Here is a 17,587-nt window from a genome sequence, read left to right as displayed (position 1 = left end):
GCCAGGCCGCGCGGGACGACCTGGTGCTGGACGCCGCCTGCCACGTGCGGGCGGCGCGCGCCCTGGACGACCTCACCTGGTCCCTGGTGGAGAGCCGGGACTTCGCCGAGATGGCCCTGGACGCCGAGTGCTGGCCCCACGGAGCCGAGTCGGCCCTGCTGTTCGGCTCGCTCCTCCACCTGGCCGACCAGCTGGAGGAGGCCCAGTTCTGGTTCCAGTACGCGGCCGGGGCCGGATCGCGGACCGCCGCCCGGTGCCTCTACCTCCACCACCTGACCCGTGCCGAGGTCCGGGCGGCCCGGCACTGGAAGGACCAGGCCCAGACCCTGCCCCCCGACGAGCAGCTGCCGCACCTGCCGCCGATCCCGGAGGACCTGGAGGACGCCCTCAGCGCCTCGGTCATCTGGACCTCCCCGCCCATCACCACCCAGGACCTCACCGCGCTCGCCACCCGGCCCGGCCTGGGCGGCCGGCCCCCGTACCGCCTCCCCGTACGGCTGCGGCAAGCCGTCATCGCGCGCCCCCGCAGGGAGCACCCGGACCTGGGAGAGGTCGTCACCCCGGGCCCGCTCATCGCCGTGGCGGTCGCCCAGTACGCCCGCCTCAACCCCCTCCACCTGACCCACGAGCCGAACATGTGGGTGCGCGAGGCGCTCAGGCGGCCCCGCCCGGCGCCCGCCGCGCGCAGGAACACCGACACCAGGCCCGCCGCCCCCCTGGAATCGGTGCACCAGGCACTGCGCATCCTGGAGGTCATCAACCACTACTCGGGCGGCGTGAGCCTGACGCAGATCGCCCGTGAGACGAAACTGCCGCAGCTGGTGCTGCTGCGGGCCCTCGAACAGCTCGTCCGGGCCAACCTGGCCACCGCCGTCGGACAGGACGCCTACGCCGCCGGTCATGCACTGCTGCTGACCGATGCGGTGGGCGGGGCGGGGCGCGGCCACCTGAGGGAGACCCTCGCCTGGGTCCGTGACGCGGTCGGCGCGGCCGTGTACGTCGCCCGCTACACCGACGGCGAGGTCTCCATCACCCAGTACGCCGACGGGCCCGCGGCCCCGGTGGTGGAGGAGTGGGTGGACTTCCGCGCCGCCGCGCATGCTTCTGCCGTGGGCAAGGCCCTGCTGGCCCAGCTCGGCGACGAGGACCGCAAGGACCACCTGGACCGGCACCGGATGACCCGGTTCACCCCGCACACCCTCACCAGCCGGGAGGCGCTCTTCCAGCAGCTCGATGCCCGTCAGCCGAACGCCCCGCTCCTCGACCTGCAGGAATACGCGATCGGTACGGTGTGCGCGGCGGTGCCGATCACCTCGGGTCCGAACGCGGAGTGCGTGGCCCTGTCCATCCCGGTCACCGATCCCGGCCGGCTGAAGCAGGCGGCCCGCATCCTGCAGAGCGAGGCCGCCGCGGTCTTACTGGCCCTGATCGTCGCGGGCAGCACCGAGCCCGCGGCACCCGAGGACGAGCCGGGCGGACAGGGCGCCGCCGGGCTCGGGACCGTCCTGTCCACCACCGTCTGAGATCCGCCCGCGCGGCCGCCCCCGTACCCGCCCCGGCCCACTGCGATCGGGTGGGCACGGGGGCGGCCCGCCGTCGCCCCGTCCGCTTGTCAACTTCACGACAGGAGCACATAGTTGGCGGAGCTGATGGGGGGATCATGGGTTCGTATCAGGAGCGGCGATTCGTTCCGCGAGGTGGCGTGGACGGACTCGGCCTCGGCGCGGCGCGCGGAAGTCATGCCGTGTCCGGAGTGACAGGCGCCGTCGCACAGGTCGGGAGGCGCCTCCTCATCGGGCTGTGCGTCGGAGTCCTCGTCGCGCTGGCCTTCATCCGGCCCCCGGAGGCGCCGGCCAAGGCGATCGGGACAGCGGCCCTGCTGCTGGCCGTACTCGGTCTCGTGTGGCTGTGGCGTCAGCTGGCCGCCCGGCTGGGCCTCAGCAGGTGCTACCTCTTCGCGGGCGGTCTCGTCGTCACCGGCCCGCTCGGCCGGGTGCGCGCCGTGGTGCCGTGGACCGAAGTGACGTCGCTGCACCAGATGTCGACGCAGTCGCTCCTGATGGCGTTCCACCGGGTGGAGCTGGTCCGGCGCGGCGCGCGGACGCTGGCGCTGGTGATCCTGGGGCTCGACCCCGCGCTCGTGCCGGCTCTGCTGGCGCAGGCCGCGGAGAACGGCATCAGCTGATCCCCGGAGAGCGGGCGGCGGGCTGCGGCCGACCATCCGCAACTACGGCGGTTTCCAGCCATTGGGAGGGGCGTCCTGGCGGGCGCCGACGCCGCCTCGGGGGCCGGGCCGCGAGGAGTTCATGCGGTCGGCCCCGCCCTGCGGGGGTGCTCAGGCGGGGCCGTCGACCTCTCTCCACGGGGGAGGGGAGAGGGTCTCCGCACGCACAGCATTGCACTGTTTCAAGCCAAACGACAAGGTTCTGGTCAACGATCTTGCCGGGGTCGGCGGACGGTCCGCCGGCCCCGGTTCACCAGCGCCCCGGCTCCGTGCCCACGACCGGTGCCGAAGGCTCGCCGTCCACCCCCACCGGCACGTCACCGGCCAGCATCACGCGGTGCATCACCCGCGGGGCGTCGAGGTGGGCGGTGTCGGACGGGGCCAGGTGGATCGTGGCCCGGTTGTCCCAGAAGGCCACGCTGCCCGGCTCCCACCGGAACCGCACCGTGTACTCGGGCCGCGTCGCCTGCTCCAGCAGCATCTCCAGCACCGGTCCGCTCTCGGCACGGGACAGGCCCAGGATCTGCTCCACGTAGTAGCCGTTGACGAACAGCACCCGCTCGCCCGTCTCCGGGTGCACGCGTACCAGCGGGTGGTGCGAGGCGCTCTGATGGTCCAGCAGGTGCCGGACGTACGCGTCGTCCCCCGGCCGCGGCTGATAGCCGACGCCCAGCCGGTGCTCGGCGCGCAGTCCGTCGACGAACTGCCGTACGGGCCGCGAGAGCCCCGCGTAGGCGGCCGCCAGATTGGACCAGGTGGTGTCGCCGCCGTAGGGCGGTACGGCCTCGGCGCGCAGGATCGTCGCGGCCGGCGGGTCGACCCGGGCGCCGTGGTCGCAGTGCCAGCCCCGCAGCAGCGTGTGGCGGCGCCGCCGCAGCCATTCCTCGTGGTCCATGCCGTAACGGCCGCCGAGCTCCAGCCGGTCGGCCGTGGTCTCGACCTCGGGGAACCCGGCGGGCGAAGCGCTGCCGCGCGAGCGCAGCACCACGGGTTCGCCGAACCTGCGGGCGAAGGCCACGTGGGCGGCGTGATCGAGCTTCTGCTCCCGGAAGAAGACCACCTTCCAGCGCAGTACGGCGGCCCGGATCTCGGCGACCACCGCATCGTCCAGCTCTCCGGCCAGGTCGGGCCCCGTGATCTCGGCCCCGATGTGCCCCGCCACCGGCCTGACTTCGACCTTGGTGGACCCGTTCGTCGCCATGCACGCTCCCGTCGCTCGTAGTGCTGCTGCCCTCCCGGCCAGCATGACGGTTCACCGTGATCCACGACAGGCCGCACCGCACCGGCGGGACGCGCCCTCGTCCCCTCAGACCCGGCGGTCGGCCGCGTCGAAGCGGGCCAGGGACAGGGCTCCGGCGCGCAGGGCCTCCTCCAGGGCGCGGTGCTCGGCCCCGTCCATGCCGCCCAGGGTCTCGGCCGCCTCCTCGGCGGCGTCCCGGGCGATCTCGGCGGCCAGTTCCCCCGCCGGAGTGCGCGGTCCGAGCTTGCTCACGGCCGAAGCCGCCCGCGCCGGGGTGAGCAGGGCGGTGCCGTGGGCCAGCAGCCAGCCGGGGACACCGGCCGCGCCCTCCGGGGGCGCCTGGTAGGGGCGCGAGCCGTCGAAGCGCTCGTCCTCGGCGAAGGCGGGCTGCTTGAACTTGGCCATGGGCCGTGCGGCGCCCCGGAATTCCCCGGCCGGCTTGACGACCAGACCCTCCGCGAGGTTGCCCGGGAGCGCGGGCAGGCCCAGCAGAGCGGGCAGCCGGGTGGGGAACTCGACGGGCAGCTCCTGGAGCCGCGCGACCGGGCCTTCGCCCAGGAGCGGGGCGCAGTGCAGTCCGGCGGCGCCGGCCGCGGCGCGCAGCGTCCGGTCGGCGACCCAGACGAGGCTGTCCGCGTCCACGTCCGCGTCCGAGCCGGCGTGCGCGTCCGAGCCGGCGTCCGAGCCCCAGCCCGGGTCTGCGTCCGCGACGGTCGCGTCGAAAGGGAGCCACAGCAGGTCCGGGGCGTACCAGACGCCCGTCTGCACGGGCTCCGCCCCCGGGACCGGGGGTACGGCGTGGTGCGGGTAGTGGCCGCCCGCCAGTTCGCCGTAGAGGGTCACGACCGCCGAGGCGCCGGCTCCGTGCCGCTCCCGCAGGGCCCGGGCGCAGCGGGTCGCCGCGACCGCCAGGGCCGGCCAGATCCGGCCGACGCCGAAGAAGTCGTCGAGTCCGGCCTCCCCGAGCAGCTCGCGCCGCTTGGCGGGGTGCGCGCCCCAGGCGTCGCACACCACGGCGAAGTTGGCGCCGTGGACCTTCTCGTGGGCGACCCAGTCCCGTCCCCGGGCCTCGCCCAGACGGCGGTTCGCCGGGATCTTCGGATACGGGGACCAGGGCAGGGGTTCGGGGTGCACCGGGCGATGGTAGCGAGCCCGCCCGGTGCGCAGCGCGGGATTTCCGCGCGGCCGCCGGGCACCCGCCCCCGACGTGGGGGCAGCCGCCCCGCGGGCCGCGCCGCAGGTCAGCGGTGCGGTCAGGTCTCCAGGGCCGAACCGCGCCACTGCTGGTCGGTGTGGTGCGGGGTGCAGTCCCAGATGCCGACGCGGGACCCGTTGCCGGTGTCCGAGCCGAGGACGTCGAGGCACCTGCCCGAGTGGACGCTGCGCAGCAGGCCGCCCGGGAGCTGCTCCCACTTCTGGTTCAGCCCCTCGTGACAGGAGTTGAGCCCGATGAGCGAACCGTTCTCCGTCTTGCCGTCCAGGCACTTGCCCAGGGCGCGGACGGTGCCGTTGGCCTCCGGCTTCCACGCCTGCGCGTCGGTGCCGTTGCAGGCGTAGATCTGGATGGGCGTGCCGTCGGCGGTCTTGGAGCCCTTCACGTCCAGGCACTTGCCGGAGTGGACGCCCACGATCTGCCCGGAGCCCGGGGGCGGCGGTACGCAGTAGATCTCCAGGGTCACCTGGTAATAGCCGCCGTTCCCGATTGGGCCGCCGCGGGCCGGGCGGAGCGGGACTGGCCACCGTCACCCTCGGGCCCCGGCAGCCCGAGGCGGTCGAGGCGCAGGCCCGGGCCGCGGGCATCGAGGATCCGGAGGCCCTGGCGCTGGTGGTGCGGCTGGCCGGCGGGGTGCCCCTGCTGGCCGGACTCGCCTGCCGGGCCCTGCACGCGGGGATCGCACCGCAGGTGCCCGGAGCGGTCGCCGCCCGGATGGCGGGGACGATCCTGCAGGCGTACTACCTGGGGAGGGGCCGTACGCACCACCAGGTCGCCCGGCGCCTGCACCTGAGCCGGGCCACCTACTTCCGTCGGCTCCGGCGCGGCCTGGCCCTGCTGGTGGCCCGACTGCCGCGCTGACCGCGCGGCCGCGGTGCCCCGGGCGTCAGCGGGCCGGGCCGGGGGGCACCGGAGCGGTGATCCGGCGGACCGACTCCACCACCGCCGCGCGGTGGCGGGCCAGCCGCTCGGGGGTCCAGCCGGCGCCGGGACCGCCCGCCGCGGGGTCGCCCACCGCGCCGAACCAGGCCTGGGACAGGGCCACGACCAGCGTCAGCACGTCGACGGGGTCCATGCCCGCGTCGATGCGGCCCGCGTCCTGCGCCTGCCGGACCGCCGCGGCCTTGCCCGCGTAGGAGGCGGCCTCCGTGTCCGTCGCTCCCGGACGCTCCAACTGCTTCCACAGCACCAGCCGCATCAGGGACGGCCGCTCGACGAGGTGGTCGAAGACGGCGCCCGCGTAGCCGGGCAGGTCGTCGGCGTCGAACGGCACGGACTCCGAGCCGGTCTCCAGGGCCCGCTGGAGCACCGCGTCGAAGAGCTGCTCCTTGTTGCCGAAGTAGACGTAGATGAGCCGCTTGTTCGCCTGCGCGGCCTCGGCGACGCGGTCGACCCGCGCACCGGCGATGCCGTACGTCGCGAACTCGGCGAACGCCGCGTCGAGCAGGCGCGCCTTGGTCGCGCTGGAATCCCTTGCCATGGTCCGCAGCCTAGCAAGTAACTATCTGGTTATTGACATCCCCGGCGGGCGTGGTGCATGGTCTATCTATCCAGTTAGTTACTTATTGGCCCACCTGAAGGAGAACGTCATGGAGATCCGCGCACTGGGCGGTCAGGGCCTGGAAGTCGGCGCCGAGGGCCTCGGCCTGATGGGCATGAGCGCCCACTACGGAGCCACCGACGAGACCGAATCCCTCGCCACGATCGACCGCGCCCTGGAGCTGGGCGTCACCCTGCTCGACACCGCCGAGGGCTACGGCCCCTTCCACAACGAGCAGCTGCTCGGCAAGGCGCTGGCCGGCCGCCGCGAAGCCGCCGTGATCGCCACGAAGACCGGCGTCGAGTTCACCGATGACGGAGGTTTCCGCGGCCACAACGCCACCCCGGAGTACATCCGCCGGGCGGCCGACCGCTCCCTGCGCCACCTGGGAACCGACCACATCGACCTCTACTACCTGCACCGCATCGACCCGAACGTCCCCGTCGAGGAGAGCGTCGGCGCCCTGGCCGAGCTCGTCGCGGCCGGCAAGGTCCGCCACATCGGCCTGTGCGAGGCCGCGCCCGCCACCATCGAGCGGGCTCACGCCGTGCACCCGCTGGCCGCCGTGCAGACGGAGTACAGCCTCTTCGAGCGCGGCATCGAGCAGGACGGGGTCCTGGACACCCTGCGCCGGCTCGGCATCGGGCTCGTCGCCTACTCGCCGCTCGGCCGCGGCTTCCTCTCGGGCGCCGTCACCAGCCCCGACGACTTCGCCGCCGACGACTTCCGCCGCACCGACCCGCGCTTCCAGGGCGAGAACTTCGGGCGCAACCTCGCCGTCGTCGACCAGGTGCGCCGCCTGGCCGCCGAGAAGGGCGTCACGCCCTCGCAGCTGGCCCTGGCCTGGACCCTGCGCCAGGGTGCGGTGCCGATCCCGGGCACCAAGCGCCGCCGCTACCTGGAGGAGAACGTCGCCGCCACCGCCGTGACGATCACCGATGCCGACCTGGCCGCCATCGAGGCCGTGGCCCCGCACGGGGTGGCCTCGGGGGAGCGCTACGCCCCGGAGCTGATGGCCTCGCTGAACGGCTGAACGGCTGAACCGCCTACCGGTTCACCGCCCGGCCGGCGTACCGCCCCTCAGGTGAATGCCCCCGCGCGGGCCGCGGCGACGGCCGCCTGCACGGCCCGTTCGGCCGCAGCTTCGTCCAGCGGGGCGCCGGAGGTCAGCAGCCGGTAGTACAGGGGGGCCGAGACGGCCCGGACGACCTCGGCAGCGTCGGTGCCCTCCGGAAGTTCGCCCCGGTCGACGGCTTGCTCGACGCAGGGCGCCCACTCGGCGACGCGCACCTCGTAGAAGGCGTGCAGTGCCTCGGCCGTCTTCCCGTCGCTCGTGGCCGCGGCGATCACGGACGTGAACAGCGCCCCCTGGCGGGGGTCGGACAGCGTGCGCCGTACGAGGTCGGCGTTGGCCCGCAGGTCCTCCAGGAGCGAACCCGTCTCGGTGCGCGGTGAGGACTGCTCGGCCATGTCCGTCAGCAGGTCCGCGACCAGCCCGGCCACGGTTCCCCAGCGCCGGTACACGGTGGTCTTCCCGACCTCGGCGCGGCGGGCGACCTCCGTCAGGTCCAGGCCGTGGTACCCGGACTCGGCGAGCATGTCGCCGGCCGCGCGCAGCACCGAGGCCCGGACGCGGGCGGTGCGGCCCCCGGGGCGTACGGATCCCGGCTCGACGGCATCAGTGGGCGCCATAACGGGTCTCCGGTTCCATTAGTGATGATCCCCTGCTAGGTTGGGACCAGCTTAACGGGTCTACGGTGCCATTACTTCGCCGAAGGGATTCATCATGGAATACAGGCAGCTCGGTACGTCCGGTCTCAAGGTCCCCGCCCTCAGCTTCGGGGCCGGCACCTTCGGAGGCCAGGGGCCGCTGTTCGGCGCCTGGGGCACCACCGACGCGCAGGAGGCGCGCCGGCTCGTGGACATCTGCATCGAGGCGGGCATCACCATGTTCGACACCGCCGACGTGTACTCGGCGGGGGCCTCGGAGGAAGTGCTGGGCCAGGCCGTCAAGGGCCGCCGGGACCAGGTCCTGCTGTCCACCAAGGCCGGCCTGCCGACGGGCGACGGTCCCGGCGATGCCGGGACCTCCCGCTCCCGCCTGATCCGGGCCACCGAGGACGCCCTGCGCAGGCTGGGCACCGACCACATCGACCTCTTCCAACTGCATGCCTTCGACGCCGCCACCCCCGTCGAGGAGGTGCTGTCCACGCTCGATCAGCTGGTGAGGTCCGGGAAGATCCGTTACGTAGGCGTCTCCAACTTCGCGGGTTGGCAGCTGATGAAGTCCCTGTCCGCCGCCGAGAAGCTCGGCTTCCCCCGCTACGCCGCCCACCAGGTCTACTACTCCCTCATCGGCCGCGACTACGAGTGGGACCTGATGCCGCTCGGCCACGACCAGGGCGTCGGAGCCATGGTCTGGAGCCCCCTGGGCTGGGGCCGCCTGACGGGCAAGCTGCGCCGGGGCCGCCCGCTGCCGCCCGGGAGCCGCCTGCACGAGACGGCCGACTACGGCCCGCCGGTGGAGGAGGCGTACCTCTACGAGGTGGTAGACGCCCTCGACGAAGTCGCCCGGGAGACGGAGCGGACCGTCCCGCAGGTGGCCATCAACTGGCTCCTGGGGCGGCCCACGGTCTCCTCCGTCATCGTCGGCGCGCGCAACGAGGCCCAACTGCTCCAGAACATAGGGGCGGTCGGCTGGAGCCTCACGCCCGAGCAGACGGCCCGGCTCGACGCCGCGAGCCACCGGCCCGCGCCCTACCCGCACTTCCCCTACGAACGCCAGGAGGGCTTCGCCCGCCTCAGCCCGCCGATGATCCGCAGCGGCCGGGCGGCCGGCTGACGCGGGAGCGCCGCGGGAGCGCAGGGCCGTGCCGGACCGCGTCGCGGGCGGACGGGGTCAGCCGCCGGTGGCGAAGGGGCCGCCGGAGGCGAAGGCCAGGGCGGCGAAGCGCTCGCCCATGCGGCGGTGCGTCGCGGCGTCCGGGTGGAGCGCGTCGGGCAGCGGCAGTTCCGCGAAGTCCGCTTCACCGTAGAGGGCGCGGCCGTCGAGGTGGTGCAGGTGCGGGTCCTCGGCCGCCCGCTGCCCTACGAGGCGGGCGAGTTCGTCCCGGATGACGCCCAGGGTCAGCTTCCCGGCGGCCCGTTCCACGGGGTCACCGGTGGCCCGGAAACGTATCCGGCCCGACTTCAACTCCTCCAGGTCCGGGGCGCTGGGCCCGGGCGTGTCCTCGTGGATCGGGCACAGGACGGGCGAGATGACCAGCAGCGGAGTGGTGGGATGGCCCTCGCGCACGGTGTCGAGGAAGCCGTGCACCGCCGGGCCGAAGGCGCGCAGCCGCATCAGGTCGGTGTTGACCAGGTTGATGCCGATCTTGATGCTGATCAGGTCGGCGGGGGTGTCGCGCAGGGCGCGGGCGGTGAACGGATCGAGCAGCGCGCTGCCGCCCAGGCCGAGGTTGGTCAGCTCCGCCCCGCCGAGCGCGCCCGCCACGGCCGGCCAGGTCGTGCTCGGGCTCGCGGCGTCGGAGCCGTGGCTGATGGAGCTCCCGTGGTGCACCCACCGGGGGCGGCCGCGGTCAGGGACGGGTGCGACGGGGGCGTCGGTGCGCAGGGCGACCAGCTCGGTCGTCTCGTTGTACGGCAGCCAGACCTCCACGTCCTTGTCCCGGTCGGGGAGGCCGGTGAACCGGACCGTGCCCACCGGCCCGGACCGGAGCTCCGCGGAGCCGGTGGCCATGTCGTCCGTCACGACGTTGCCGCCGCTCACCGAGGCCTGACCGGCCAACTGCCCGTCGACCAGGAGGTCGTAGACGCCGTCGGGGCGGGGCGGGGCGCCCAGGTAGGCCCGCTTGGTGCGCAGGGCGTCCAGCTCGATGACGGTGGCCCGGGTGCGCAGCACCACGCGTACGCCGGAGGGCTGGGACTCCGCCATGGCCAGCTGGCCGTCGGTGCACTGGGCGCGGGCCCGCGCGGGCAGCCGGTGCGGCAGGACGCCGCGGTCGGTGCGCTCCAGGTCGAGGGCGCCGCGCAGCAGGTCCGCGGTCAGGGGTGTGGTGATCAAGCGGGGTGCGGTGCTCATGGTTCCAGCCTCGGTCTGACGTGTGCGTGTGTGCGTGTGTGCGCGTATGCGGTGCGGGTGCGGGGCCCCGTCAGGGCGCGGGCCAGTTCCGCAGGAGGGAGTCGAGAGCGTCCAGGGCCCGTGACCAGGACTCCTGGGAGTCGGGCGCGCTGTGACTGAAGCTGCCGCCCGCTTCGAGGCTGACGTAGCCGTGGAAGACGCTGCCCAGGAGCCGGACGGCATGGGTCTGGTCCGGTTCGGTCAGGTCGTAGCCGCGCAGGATCGCCCGGGTCATCTGGGCGTGCCGGACACCGGCGCTGCCGGCCGCCTCCTGAGGGGTGAGCCGGAAGCGGGTCGCGGCGTAGCGGCCGGGGTGCTCGCGGGCGTAGTCGCGGTAGACGTTCGCGAAGGCGGTCAGCGCGTCCTTGCCGGCCCGCCCCGCGAGCGCCGCGGCCACCCGGTCGGCGAGTTCCTCCAGGGCGAGCAGGGCGATGCGCGCCTTGAGGTCCCGGGAGTTCTTCACGTGCGAGTACAGGCTCGCCGCCTTGACGTCGAAGTGCCGGGCGAGCGCCGAGACGGTCACCTCGTCGAAGCCGACCTCGTCGGCGAGCTCAGCCCCCGCCCGGGTCAGTCGTTCCGCAGTCAGTCCTACGCGCGCCATCGCCGTCCTCCCGTTCTCCTTCATCCATCTTGCATTTGCCTAATACCTTTAGGCAAATCGGGGTCACGTGAGGGGTTCGGCGACTTCGCCGCCGGTGCGGCCAGGGCCGCTGTGGCGAGGACGGCCAGTCCGCATCCGGCGACCAGCAGCCAGCCCGGGCGGGACGCCTGGGCGAGATCGGCGGGCGCGGCTCCGACGACGAAGCCGCCCGCCAGGGCCACGCCGAGGGCCGAGCCGAGCTGGCGGGCGGTCGAGGTGATCCCTCCGGCGACCGCGGCACGCTCGGGCGGCAGGGCGCTGACCGCGGCGTTCGTGATCGGCGCGTTCGCGAAGCCGAAACCGGTGCCGACCAGCAGGTAGGCCAGCGCCGGCAGCCCGATGCCGGTGTCGTCGCCGAGCCCCACGAGACACAGGCCGCCGCCCGTGAGGAACGCCCCGGCCAGCACCAGCGGCGGGCGCGGGCCGAACCGGCCGACGAGCACCCCGGAAACCGGCGCGCACACGGTGGCGGCGAGGGCCATCGGAAGCGTGACGAGGCCCGCGGTCAGGGGGTCCATGCCCCGCGCGTGCTGGAGGTAGAGGGTGTTGAGCAGCAGGGTCGCGCTCAGGGCGACGAACACCACGACCGCACCGGCCACGGCGGAGGCGAAGGCCGGCCTGCGCAGCAGCCGCGGGTCCAGCAGCGGCTCGGCCCGGCGCGACTCGACCCGCCCGAACGCGGCGGCGGCGAGGACGACGAGGGCGTAGCCGGCGAGCGCCAGGGGCGAGCCCCATCCGATGTGAGGCCCCTCGATCAGCAGGGCGACCGTGCAGGCGACGAGCACGGTCAGCAGCAACTGCCCCGGCCCGTCGAACCGCCGCGGCCGCTGCGCGCGGGACTCGGGGACGAACACCGCGGTCAGCACCAGGGCGACGAGGACGACCGGCAGGTTGATCCAGAAGAGCGAGCGCCAGCCGAAGGCCGAGACGAGAGCCCCGCCCACGAGGGGGCCGGCCGCCATGCTGACGCCGAACACGGCCGCCCAGATCCCGATCGCCCGGGCCCGTTCCCGGGGTTCGGTGATCACGTTGACGACGATCGCCAGCGCCACGGGGCTGAGCATCGAACCGCCGATGCCCTGCAGGGCGCGGGCGGCGACCAGCACGCCGATGTCCGGGGCGAGCGCGCAGGCGGCCGACGCGGCGCCGAACACGAGCAGCCCGAGCAGGAACACCCGTCGCCGTCCGATGCGGTCGGCCAGTGCGCCGGAGGAGATCAGCAGGCTGGCCAGCACGAGGGTGTACGCGTCCACCAGCCATTCCAGGCCCCGGGTGCCGACGTCGAGGCCCGCGCCGATCGACGGCAGCCCGACGTTCACGACGGTGGTGTCCAGCCCGACGACGAACAGGCTCAGACAGCAGATGGCCAGTACGGCCCAGCGGTGCGGCGGTTTCGGCTGCGGGTCCATGGTCGTTGCTCCTTCGTACCTCGCGGATCAGGAGATCAACGTCGGGCCGCCGCGGGCGGAACGGGTAGGGAATTTGCGAACACCGCAAAAACGGGTCCCGGCCCGCCCCCCGGCGAGGAGGGCGCCGCCCTGCCCGCAGACTGGGGGCATGGACGCCGACATGGAGCAGATGCTCGCCGCCATCGGGCCCCGGCTGCGCACGCTGCGCCGCGACCGCGGCATGACCCTCGCCGCCCTGTCGGCGGCGACCGGCATCTCGGTCAGCGGGCTGTCCCGGCTGGAGTCCGGCAAGCGGCGCCCGACCCTCGAACTCCTGGTGCCCCTCGCCCGGGTGCACCGCATCGCCCTCGACCAGCTCACCGCCGTCCCGGCGACGGGCGACCCGCGGGTGCACCTGACCCCGCTGAGGCACCGCAAGAACGGCAGCGCCCTGGTGCCCCTGACCCAGTACCCCGGCCGCTTGCGGGTCTTCAAGCAGGTGATCGCGCCGAGCCCCCGCAAGCTGGTGACCCACGCCGGCTACGAGTGGCTCTTCGTCCTCGCCGGAGAGCTGCTGCTCGTCCTCGGTGAGCGCGAACTGACGCTGGGCCCCGGTGAGGTGGCCGAGTTCGACACGGCCGAGCCGCACTGGTTCGGGCCGCGCGGGGAGCGCCCCGTGGAGATTCTGCACATCTTCGGCCCACAGGGCGAAAGGGCCCGGGTCCGGGCCCGCCCGCGCGAGCACCCCGTAGCCCCGTAAGGCAGGTGGCCCGGGGCCGGGCAGGGCAGGGCAGGGGCGGGCGGTTGCCGTGTCCGGCGTTCAGCGGTGCCGTTCCCGCAGGGCCTGCGCGCCCGCTTCGACGACCTCGGCGAGCCGGTCCGCGAGCTCCGCGTTGCAGCCGCCGAGGTGGACGAAGCCGTGCCCGCCGACGGGGCCGTCGTTGCGCAGCGAGGGGAGGGCGACCCCGGCCCGTGCGAGCGCCGCCGCCAGGCGGGTGACGGCGTCCTCGCCCTCCTGATAGGCGGCGTCCTGGCGCTTGGTGTACTCGATGCGTTCGGTGCGGCTGAGCTCATTCGTCATGACGCTGCCCTCTCGTGGTCGGTGCAGGTGGCGGATGTGCCGCCCGGAAGCGGGTGCAGGACCAGGAGCGGGTCTCCTCGGACGGGTACGGATAAGCCCGAGAGCCCCTTCGCCATGAACGCCTCCCTGATCGGTCTTCGTGTCCCGCTTCCAAGCAACCAGCGCAAGAACACCCTCCGCGACGCGTCCGCGATGAAAGACCGGTGCAACTTGGTCCCCCTGCGGGTGAACAAGTCCCAAGCTCGGGTCAGGAGATGGTCGAGACGGATAGGGTGGTCCACCCTCCGGGCCCCGCGCCCGTGTGCCACTCGCCGGGCCGCCGTCGCCCTCCCCGTCCCGTGAACCCCTGCACGCGTCTGCACGCGCCTGCGCGCGCCTGCGCGACCGTAGCGCCTCTCCCGTGCGGCGCGTCCGGCGACCGGGGGCCGGGGGCATCTCACCGACCGAGGTTTGTCCTGGATCGTCCCATTGCTGGGGTCGGCGGAGGTCTGGTGTTGCTGGCCACGATCGGTGACATCGCGTTCGTCGTTAGTCGTTCTGGCGCATCATCAGATCGCCTCGTTCCGAACTCGATCGCGGATGTCCGGAACCGGGGTGAACGGGAGTGTTGCAGGGGGAGAACAAGGGTTTGTGTGCGCCCTTGGGCGCATCGGGCCATAACCCTCCGTGCGCGTGGCGCTGCGGACGGGCGGCGAGTTACTGTCCCGCTCACCGGTGCAGTTGCCGGAAAAGGCAAGGACCCTGGCGGGGGCGTCCAAACCACAGCCAGGGCCTTGTCGAACCACCGTGACATCGATCGCACGCCGGCGCGAAACACGCCGAGATCGGAGTACTTCATGCCCCACGACCGATATCACCGCCAGCGCCCTTTATGGGTGCTGGGATCAGGTGCCGAAACTATCATGACCCCGTCTTCCGACGGGGAAACACGAAGCGCCGATGCCTTGACGGTCACGGCGCGGGGGAGCCTGTTCCTCGCCGTCCTGGTGCTGCCGATCGTCCTCATCACGGGCGTGCGTGACTCCGTCACCCTCGCAGCTCTGGCCATGGCTATTTCCACGGTGGCGGCGGGGACTCGCGTCGCGTACCGGCGAGTTCGCAGAATCTGAATTCGCCACCCCCGCCCGCCCCGTGCGAGCCGGCCGTCCGGCGGACCGGGCCCGCGCGCCGGGCCCGTGTCCGGTCGCGCCGCGCGAGTTTCTCGCGCGGCGCGCCATCCGTGACCGGCCCAACACCCCTAATTCCGTCCGTGCTTCCCCTGAAAGAGACACCGGCATGCCTTCCGCCCTCCCGCGGCAGCTCACCAGGCAATGCATCCGCTGCGGCAACGACTTCCTGCACACCGTCCGGCCCGGGCGCCCGAGCACCTTCTGCTCGCAGCGCTGCAAGTCCGCTGCCCGCAGCCGGCCCGCCGAACCTCCGGACCTCTCCGAGCACGAGAGGGACCTCACGGAGGCCGGCGAGGACTTCCACCTCGCCGCGGGAGACCTGCTGGCCACCATCCACGACGCGGCCGACTCCGGCACGCTCATGCACCAGGTCACCGACCTCTACCGGCTGCTCGCCGACGTCGAGGCCGCCGTCGTCAACCGGGGCCGGGCACGCGGGGATTCCTGGGAGACCATCGTCTCCTCCACCGGGCACAGCGCGGACCGCCTCCGCAAGAAGTGGACCCAGGACAAGCTCCGGCGCCGTCTGGACCTCCTGCGCGCCGCCCGCATGCAGCGGGACATGCCCGCCCGGTCCGCCCAGGCCGGCCCGCCCGCCGGGGGCTGGGCCGACGGCCGGGGCCGCGCCGCCGAACCGGACGACGGCGCCGCCCGGCCCCCGAGCCAGACCCCCGCCCAGCAACTCGCCGCCGCCCTGGCCTTCCTGCACAGGGCCACCGGCCGGGCCCTGAAGGACACCGCCCAGGAGATCGGGATCTCCGCCTCCCACGTCTCCCGGATCCTGGCCGGCCACCGCAGGCCGTCCTGGCACGTCGTGGAACACTTCGCGGCCGCCTGCGGAGGCAACGTCCGCGAGCTGCGCGACCTGTGGGAAGCGGCCCAGCGCCCGCCCGACCCCGACCCCCCCGCCCGGGAACCCGCCCCGGGAGATCCCGCCGAGGCGAAGACCAAGTTCCACATCGCCCTGAGCGCCCTCTACCTCGCCGCGGACCGCCCCGACCTCTGGACGATCCAGCGCATGACCTCCAAGAAGCTCACCATCAGCGAGATCGCCCGCGCCCTCAACGGCGGGCACATCCTCGACTGGGACGCCACCGCCCGCATCGTGTTCGCCCTGCGCGGCCGACCCGCCGAACTCCGCCCCCTGTGGCAGGCGGCCACCCGGCCCCCGACGCCTCCCGAACCCCCCGAACACCGGCCCCGCTATCCCGCCGCCGCCTTCGGCTGACCCCCGACCCCCGACCCGCCGCCCCGGGAGGAGCCATGAACCCGACCCCGTACACCGCGTCCCCGGCCGACCTCCCGGGCGTCGCCCTGCCCCCGGCCTTCGAGGCCTTCTACGCCCTCCACCACGCCCGTTACCTCACGTACGCCCGCGCCCAGCTCCCGCCCGGCCCCGCCGTGGAAGCCGTCCGCACCGCCTTCGGCGCCCTGGTCATCGGCTGGAGCGCCGTCGTCGGCTCGCCCAACCCCACCGCCCGCGCCTGGGACTTCCTCTCGTACGAGGTCCGCCGCCGCGACCTCCGCCGCAGCGCACGGCCGGCCGATGCCTCCTGCGTGCTGCACGAGGACGTACGGGTCCTTGCCGCGCTCGGCTTCACCCCCGAGACCAGCGCCGACATCACCGGCCGCGACCCCAGCAAGATCCGCTACCTGGCGGCCCGCAGCACCACCTGCACCCACCCGGCCTCCTGCGAGCGGGGCTGCGACACCGCCCTGTGAACGGCCGCCACCTCGCGCGCCTGGCCCCGGCCCGCCCGTCAAGGCCCCAGACTGTGCAGGTGACTTCCCCCGTACGCGGCCGAGGCCTGGGCCGAGGCGTCTCCCAGCTCATCCCGCAGGCGCCGTCCGCCACCCCGGCCGACCAGGCGGCCACCGTGCTCGCCGCCCTCCAGCCCGTCCCGGTCCACCTCGGCGTCCTCCAGGCGGCCGTGGTGCTGCTCGACTCCACGGCCTGCCTCTCCCCGGACGAACAGACCCGGCAGGCCGCGACCGCAACCGTCGAGCTGCTCCGGGCCGCGATGGACCGGGCCGCCGGCCCGCTCGGCCCCGAGGCCGGCCGCAGCATGCCGAGGATCAGCTGAGTGCCTCGACCGCGTACAGGGACCCGACCGCGCAGGCCAGTGTGCCGAGGAGCAGGCGCAGCGCCTTCTCGGGGAGCCGCGGCTGGAGACGGGCACCGAGGTAGCCGCCGATGAGGCCGCCCAGTCCGCAGGCCATCCCGAGGAGCCAGTACGGCGCGATGTCGCCGGACCCGGTCAGGGACAGCAGTGCGTACGTGGCGGCGCCGACGACGGAGGTGGCGAAGGTGGAGGCCAGGGCCGCCGGAGCCACCTGCGTGACCGGCATCCCGCGTCCCACCAGGACCGGGCCGAGCAGGGAGCCGCCGCCGATGCCGTAGATCCCGCCGACCACGCCGACGACGAGGGCCAGGCCGGTGACCGAGCGGTCCGAAGGAGCCCCGGTCCTCGGGACTCCCCGGCGCGGCGGCAGGAGCGTCCGGGCCGTCAGCCACAGGCCCAGCGGCAGCAGGAACGCAGCCACCAGGACCTTGAAGACGGCCGGGCCCGGGATCGCGAACACCCGCACGACCGCCCCGACGACGACGCCGGGCAGCGTGCCGAGCACCAGACGGCGTACCAGCGGCCCGTGCAGCGCGCCACTGCGCCGGTAGCGCAGCAGAGCGCCCGGTCCGGCGACGACGTTGTAGAGCAGATTGGTGGGCGTCACGGCCGGACTGGGCACGGCGAACACGCTGAGCTGGACGGGCAGCAGGAACACCGCCCCCGAGACGCCCACCGGCGCGGTCACCAGGGCGATCAGCAGTCCCGCCACCAGTCCGCCCGCGGCCGTTCCCCATTCCATGGCCGCCACCCTAGGCGGGGCGCGGGTGAAGGGTGTGCTCCGGGTGCCCTGTGCGCCGCGATTGCCGTGCCGTCGCCGTACCGTGGCGTGCCGTGTTGGCCGGGCCC

At 73.8% G+C, this 17,587-nt stretch carries 20 protein-coding genes; 10 read left to right on the top strand and 10 right to left on the bottom strand.

The window, feature by feature from the left end; genetic code table 11:
• The first annotated feature begins 716 nt into the window (after positions 1-716).
• Together IO30_RS0105800 and IO30_RS0105795 are read left to right on the top strand one after the other, a co-directional pair.
• Positions 717-1,523: an IclR family transcriptional regulator gene (locus IO30_RS0105800; RefSeq protein ID WP_234321611.1), complete on the top strand. Its 807-nt coding sequence runs from the start codon at positions 717-719 to the stop codon at positions 1,521-1,523.
• A 221-nt stretch (positions 1,524-1,744) separates the two neighbouring features.
• A complete protein-coding gene (locus tag IO30_RS0105795; RefSeq protein WP_157853117.1) occupies positions 1,745-2,185 on the top strand; it encodes a hypothetical protein in 441 nt (146 codons plus the stop codon).
• A gap of 289 nt (positions 2,186-2,474) precedes the next feature.
• Here IO30_RS0105795 and IO30_RS0105790 read toward each other — a convergent pair whose 3' ends face one another.
• From IO30_RS0105790 to IO30_RS0105780, 3 genes are all read right to left on the bottom strand, one after another.
• The gene (locus tag IO30_RS0105790; protein WP_031139934.1) at positions 2,475-3,425 is read right to left on the bottom strand and encodes a TauD/TfdA dioxygenase family protein; all 951 of its coding nucleotides are present in this window, start codon (positions 3,423-3,425) and stop codon (positions 2,475-2,477) included.
• Positions 3,426-3,530: 105 nt separating this feature from the next.
• Complete coding sequence (locus IO30_RS0105785; protein ID WP_031139932.1) at positions 3,531-4,598, bottom strand: RNA ligase family protein; 1,068 nt, start codon at positions 4,596-4,598, stop codon at positions 3,531-3,533.
• Positions 4,599-4,717: 119 nt separating this feature from the next.
• Entirely contained in the window at positions 4,718-5,143 is a 426-nt protein-coding gene (locus IO30_RS0105780) for an RICIN domain-containing protein (protein ID WP_051901925.1), read from the bottom strand.
• A gap of 23 nt (positions 5,144-5,166) precedes the next feature.
• Here IO30_RS0105780 and IO30_RS0105775 point away from each other — a divergent pair, with 23 nt between their 5' ends.
• The gene (locus tag IO30_RS0105775; protein ID WP_031139928.1) at positions 5,167-5,538 is read left to right on the top strand and encodes a hypothetical protein; all 372 of its coding nucleotides are present in this window, start codon (positions 5,167-5,169) and stop codon (positions 5,536-5,538) included.
• 25 nt (positions 5,539-5,563) lie between these two features.
• Here the strand turns inward: IO30_RS0105775 and IO30_RS0105770 are convergent, their stop codons facing one another.
• Entirely contained in the window at positions 5,564-6,157 is a 594-nt protein-coding gene (locus IO30_RS0105770; RefSeq protein WP_031139926.1) for a TetR/AcrR family transcriptional regulator, read from the bottom strand.
• Positions 6,158-6,266: 109 nt separating this feature from the next.
• On the opposite strand from IO30_RS0105770, the gene IO30_RS0105765 reads away from it, so the two are divergent.
• Positions 6,267-7,250, top strand: a complete 984-nt coding sequence (locus tag IO30_RS0105765; RefSeq protein ID WP_031139925.1) for an aldo/keto reductase — start codon at positions 6,267-6,269, stop codon at positions 7,248-7,250.
• A gap of 47 nt (positions 7,251-7,297) precedes the next feature.
• Here IO30_RS0105765 and IO30_RS0105760 read toward each other — a convergent pair whose 3' ends face one another.
• Positions 7,298-7,909 carry a TetR/AcrR family transcriptional regulator gene (locus IO30_RS0105760; RefSeq protein WP_031139923.1) on the bottom strand — a complete coding sequence of 204 codons (612 nt, stop codon included), beginning with the start codon at positions 7,907-7,909 and terminating at the stop codon, positions 7,298-7,300.
• Positions 7,910-8,003: 94 nt separating this feature from the next.
• On the opposite strand from IO30_RS0105760, the gene IO30_RS0105755 reads away from it, so the two are divergent.
• On the top strand, positions 8,004-9,059 hold the full coding sequence (locus IO30_RS0105755; protein ID WP_031139921.1) for an aldo/keto reductase: 1,056 nt from the start codon (positions 8,004-8,006) through the stop codon (positions 9,057-9,059).
• 57 nt (positions 9,060-9,116) lie between these two features.
• Here IO30_RS0105755 and IO30_RS0105750 read toward each other — a convergent pair whose 3' ends face one another.
• The 3 genes from IO30_RS0105750 to IO30_RS0105740 all read right to left on the bottom strand — a co-directional run bounded on the left by IO30_RS0105750 (position 9,117) and on the right by IO30_RS0105740 (position 12,386).
• Complete coding sequence (locus IO30_RS0105750) at positions 9,117-10,298, bottom strand: SGNH/GDSL hydrolase family protein (RefSeq protein WP_031139919.1); 1,182 nt, start codon at positions 10,296-10,298, stop codon at positions 9,117-9,119.
• 70 nt (positions 10,299-10,368) lie between these two features.
• Positions 10,369-10,938, bottom strand: coding sequence for a TetR/AcrR family transcriptional regulator (locus IO30_RS0105745; RefSeq protein WP_031139917.1), 570 nt, complete (start codon positions 10,936-10,938; stop codon positions 10,369-10,371).
• A 20-nt stretch (positions 10,939-10,958) separates the two neighbouring features.
• Positions 10,959-12,386: an MFS transporter gene (locus IO30_RS0105740; protein WP_037893035.1), complete on the bottom strand. Its 1,428-nt coding sequence runs from the start codon at positions 12,384-12,386 to the stop codon at positions 10,959-10,961.
• A 148-nt stretch (positions 12,387-12,534) separates the two neighbouring features.
• Here IO30_RS0105740 and IO30_RS0105735 point away from each other — a divergent pair, with 148 nt between their 5' ends.
• Positions 12,535-13,125 carry a helix-turn-helix domain-containing protein gene (locus IO30_RS0105735; protein ID WP_031139913.1) on the top strand — a complete coding sequence of 197 codons (591 nt, stop codon included), beginning with the start codon at positions 12,535-12,537 and terminating at the stop codon, positions 13,123-13,125.
• A 60-nt stretch (positions 13,126-13,185) separates the two neighbouring features.
• Here IO30_RS0105735 and IO30_RS0105730 read toward each other — a convergent pair whose 3' ends face one another.
• Complete coding sequence (locus IO30_RS0105730; protein WP_031139911.1) at positions 13,186-13,446, bottom strand: hypothetical protein; 261 nt, start codon at positions 13,444-13,446, stop codon at positions 13,186-13,188.
• A gap of 902 nt (positions 13,447-14,348) precedes the next feature.
• On the opposite strand from IO30_RS0105730, the gene IO30_RS0105725 reads away from it, so the two are divergent.
• From IO30_RS0105725 to IO30_RS0105710, 4 genes are all read left to right on the top strand, one after another.
• The gene (locus tag IO30_RS0105725; RefSeq protein ID WP_031139909.1) at positions 14,349-14,555 is read left to right on the top strand and encodes a hypothetical protein; all 207 of its coding nucleotides are present in this window, start codon (positions 14,349-14,351) and stop codon (positions 14,553-14,555) included.
• 166 nt (positions 14,556-14,721) lie between these two features.
• The gene (locus tag IO30_RS0105720; protein WP_031139907.1) at positions 14,722-15,843 is read left to right on the top strand and encodes a helix-turn-helix domain-containing protein; all 1,122 of its coding nucleotides are present in this window, start codon (positions 14,722-14,724) and stop codon (positions 15,841-15,843) included.
• Between the two features lie 35 nt (positions 15,844-15,878).
• Complete coding sequence (locus IO30_RS0105715) at positions 15,879-16,337, top strand: hypothetical protein (RefSeq protein WP_051858971.1); 459 nt, start codon at positions 15,879-15,881, stop codon at positions 16,335-16,337.
• Positions 16,338-16,396: 59 nt separating this feature from the next.
• Positions 16,397-16,699: a hypothetical protein gene (locus IO30_RS0105710; RefSeq protein ID WP_063768131.1), complete on the top strand. Its 303-nt coding sequence runs from the start codon at positions 16,397-16,399 to the stop codon at positions 16,697-16,699.
• Here IO30_RS0105710 and IO30_RS0105705 read toward each other — a convergent pair.
• A complete protein-coding gene (locus IO30_RS0105705) occupies positions 16,692-17,480 on the bottom strand; it encodes a sulfite exporter TauE/SafE family protein (RefSeq protein WP_031139901.1) in 789 nt (262 codons plus the stop codon). The two genes, IO30_RS0105710 and IO30_RS0105705, sit on opposite strands and share 8 nt — an antisense overlap.
• Between the last annotated feature and the right edge of the window lie 107 nt (positions 17,481-17,587).

It is taken from the genome of Streptomyces xanthophaeus (assembly GCF_000725805.1).
GTDB lineage: Bacteria > Actinomycetota > Actinomycetes > Streptomycetales > Streptomycetaceae > Streptomyces > Streptomyces xanthophaeus.
This window is presented reverse-complemented; position numbering and strand designations above follow the sequence as displayed.

Bases quoted from the DNA above. Each gene is read 5' to 3' on its own strand.
- IO30_RS0105750 (WP_031139919.1), bottom strand. From the start codon at position 10,298: ATGAGCACCGCACCCCGCTTGATCACCACACCCCTGACCGCGGACCTG.
- IO30_RS0105790 (WP_031139934.1), bottom strand. From the start codon at position 3,425: ATGGCGACGAACGGGTCCACCAAGGTCGAAGTCAGGCCGGTGGCGGGG.
- IO30_RS0105765 (WP_031139925.1), top strand. From the start codon at position 6,267: ATGGAGATCCGCGCACTGGGCGGTCAGGGCCTGGAAGTCGGCGCCGAG.
- IO30_RS0105745 (WP_031139917.1), bottom strand. From the start codon at position 10,938: ATGGCGCGCGTAGGACTGACTGCGGAACGACTGACCCGGGCGGGGGCT.
- IO30_RS0105730 (WP_031139911.1), bottom strand. From the start codon at position 13,446: ATGACGAATGAGCTCAGCCGCACCGAACGCATCGAGTACACCAAGCGC.
- IO30_RS0105735 (WP_031139913.1), top strand. From the start codon at position 12,535: ATGGACGCCGACATGGAGCAGATGCTCGCCGCCATCGGGCCCCGGCTG.
- IO30_RS0105760 (WP_031139923.1), bottom strand. From the start codon at position 7,909: ATGGCGCCCACTGATGCCGTCGAGCCGGGATCCGTACGCCCCGGGGGC.
- IO30_RS0105720 (WP_031139907.1), top strand. From the start codon at position 14,722: ATGCCTTCCGCCCTCCCGCGGCAGCTCACCAGGCAATGCATCCGCTGC.
- IO30_RS0105715 (WP_051858971.1), top strand. From the start codon at position 15,879: ATGAACCCGACCCCGTACACCGCGTCCCCGGCCGACCTCCCGGGCGTC.
- IO30_RS0105755 (WP_031139921.1), top strand. From the start codon at position 8,004: ATGGAATACAGGCAGCTCGGTACGTCCGGTCTCAAGGTCCCCGCCCTC.
- IO30_RS0105725 (WP_031139909.1), top strand. From the start codon at position 14,349: ATGACCCCGTCTTCCGACGGGGAAACACGAAGCGCCGATGCCTTGACG.
- IO30_RS0105770 (WP_031139926.1), bottom strand. From the start codon at position 6,157: ATGGCAAGGGATTCCAGCGCGACCAAGGCGCGCCTGCTCGACGCGGCG.
- IO30_RS0105740 (WP_037893035.1), bottom strand. From the start codon at position 12,386: ATGGACCCGCAGCCGAAACCGCCGCACCGCTGGGCCGTACTGGCCATC.
- IO30_RS0105705 (WP_031139901.1), bottom strand. From the start codon at position 17,480: ATGGAATGGGGAACGGCCGCGGGCGGACTGGTGGCGGGACTGCTGATC.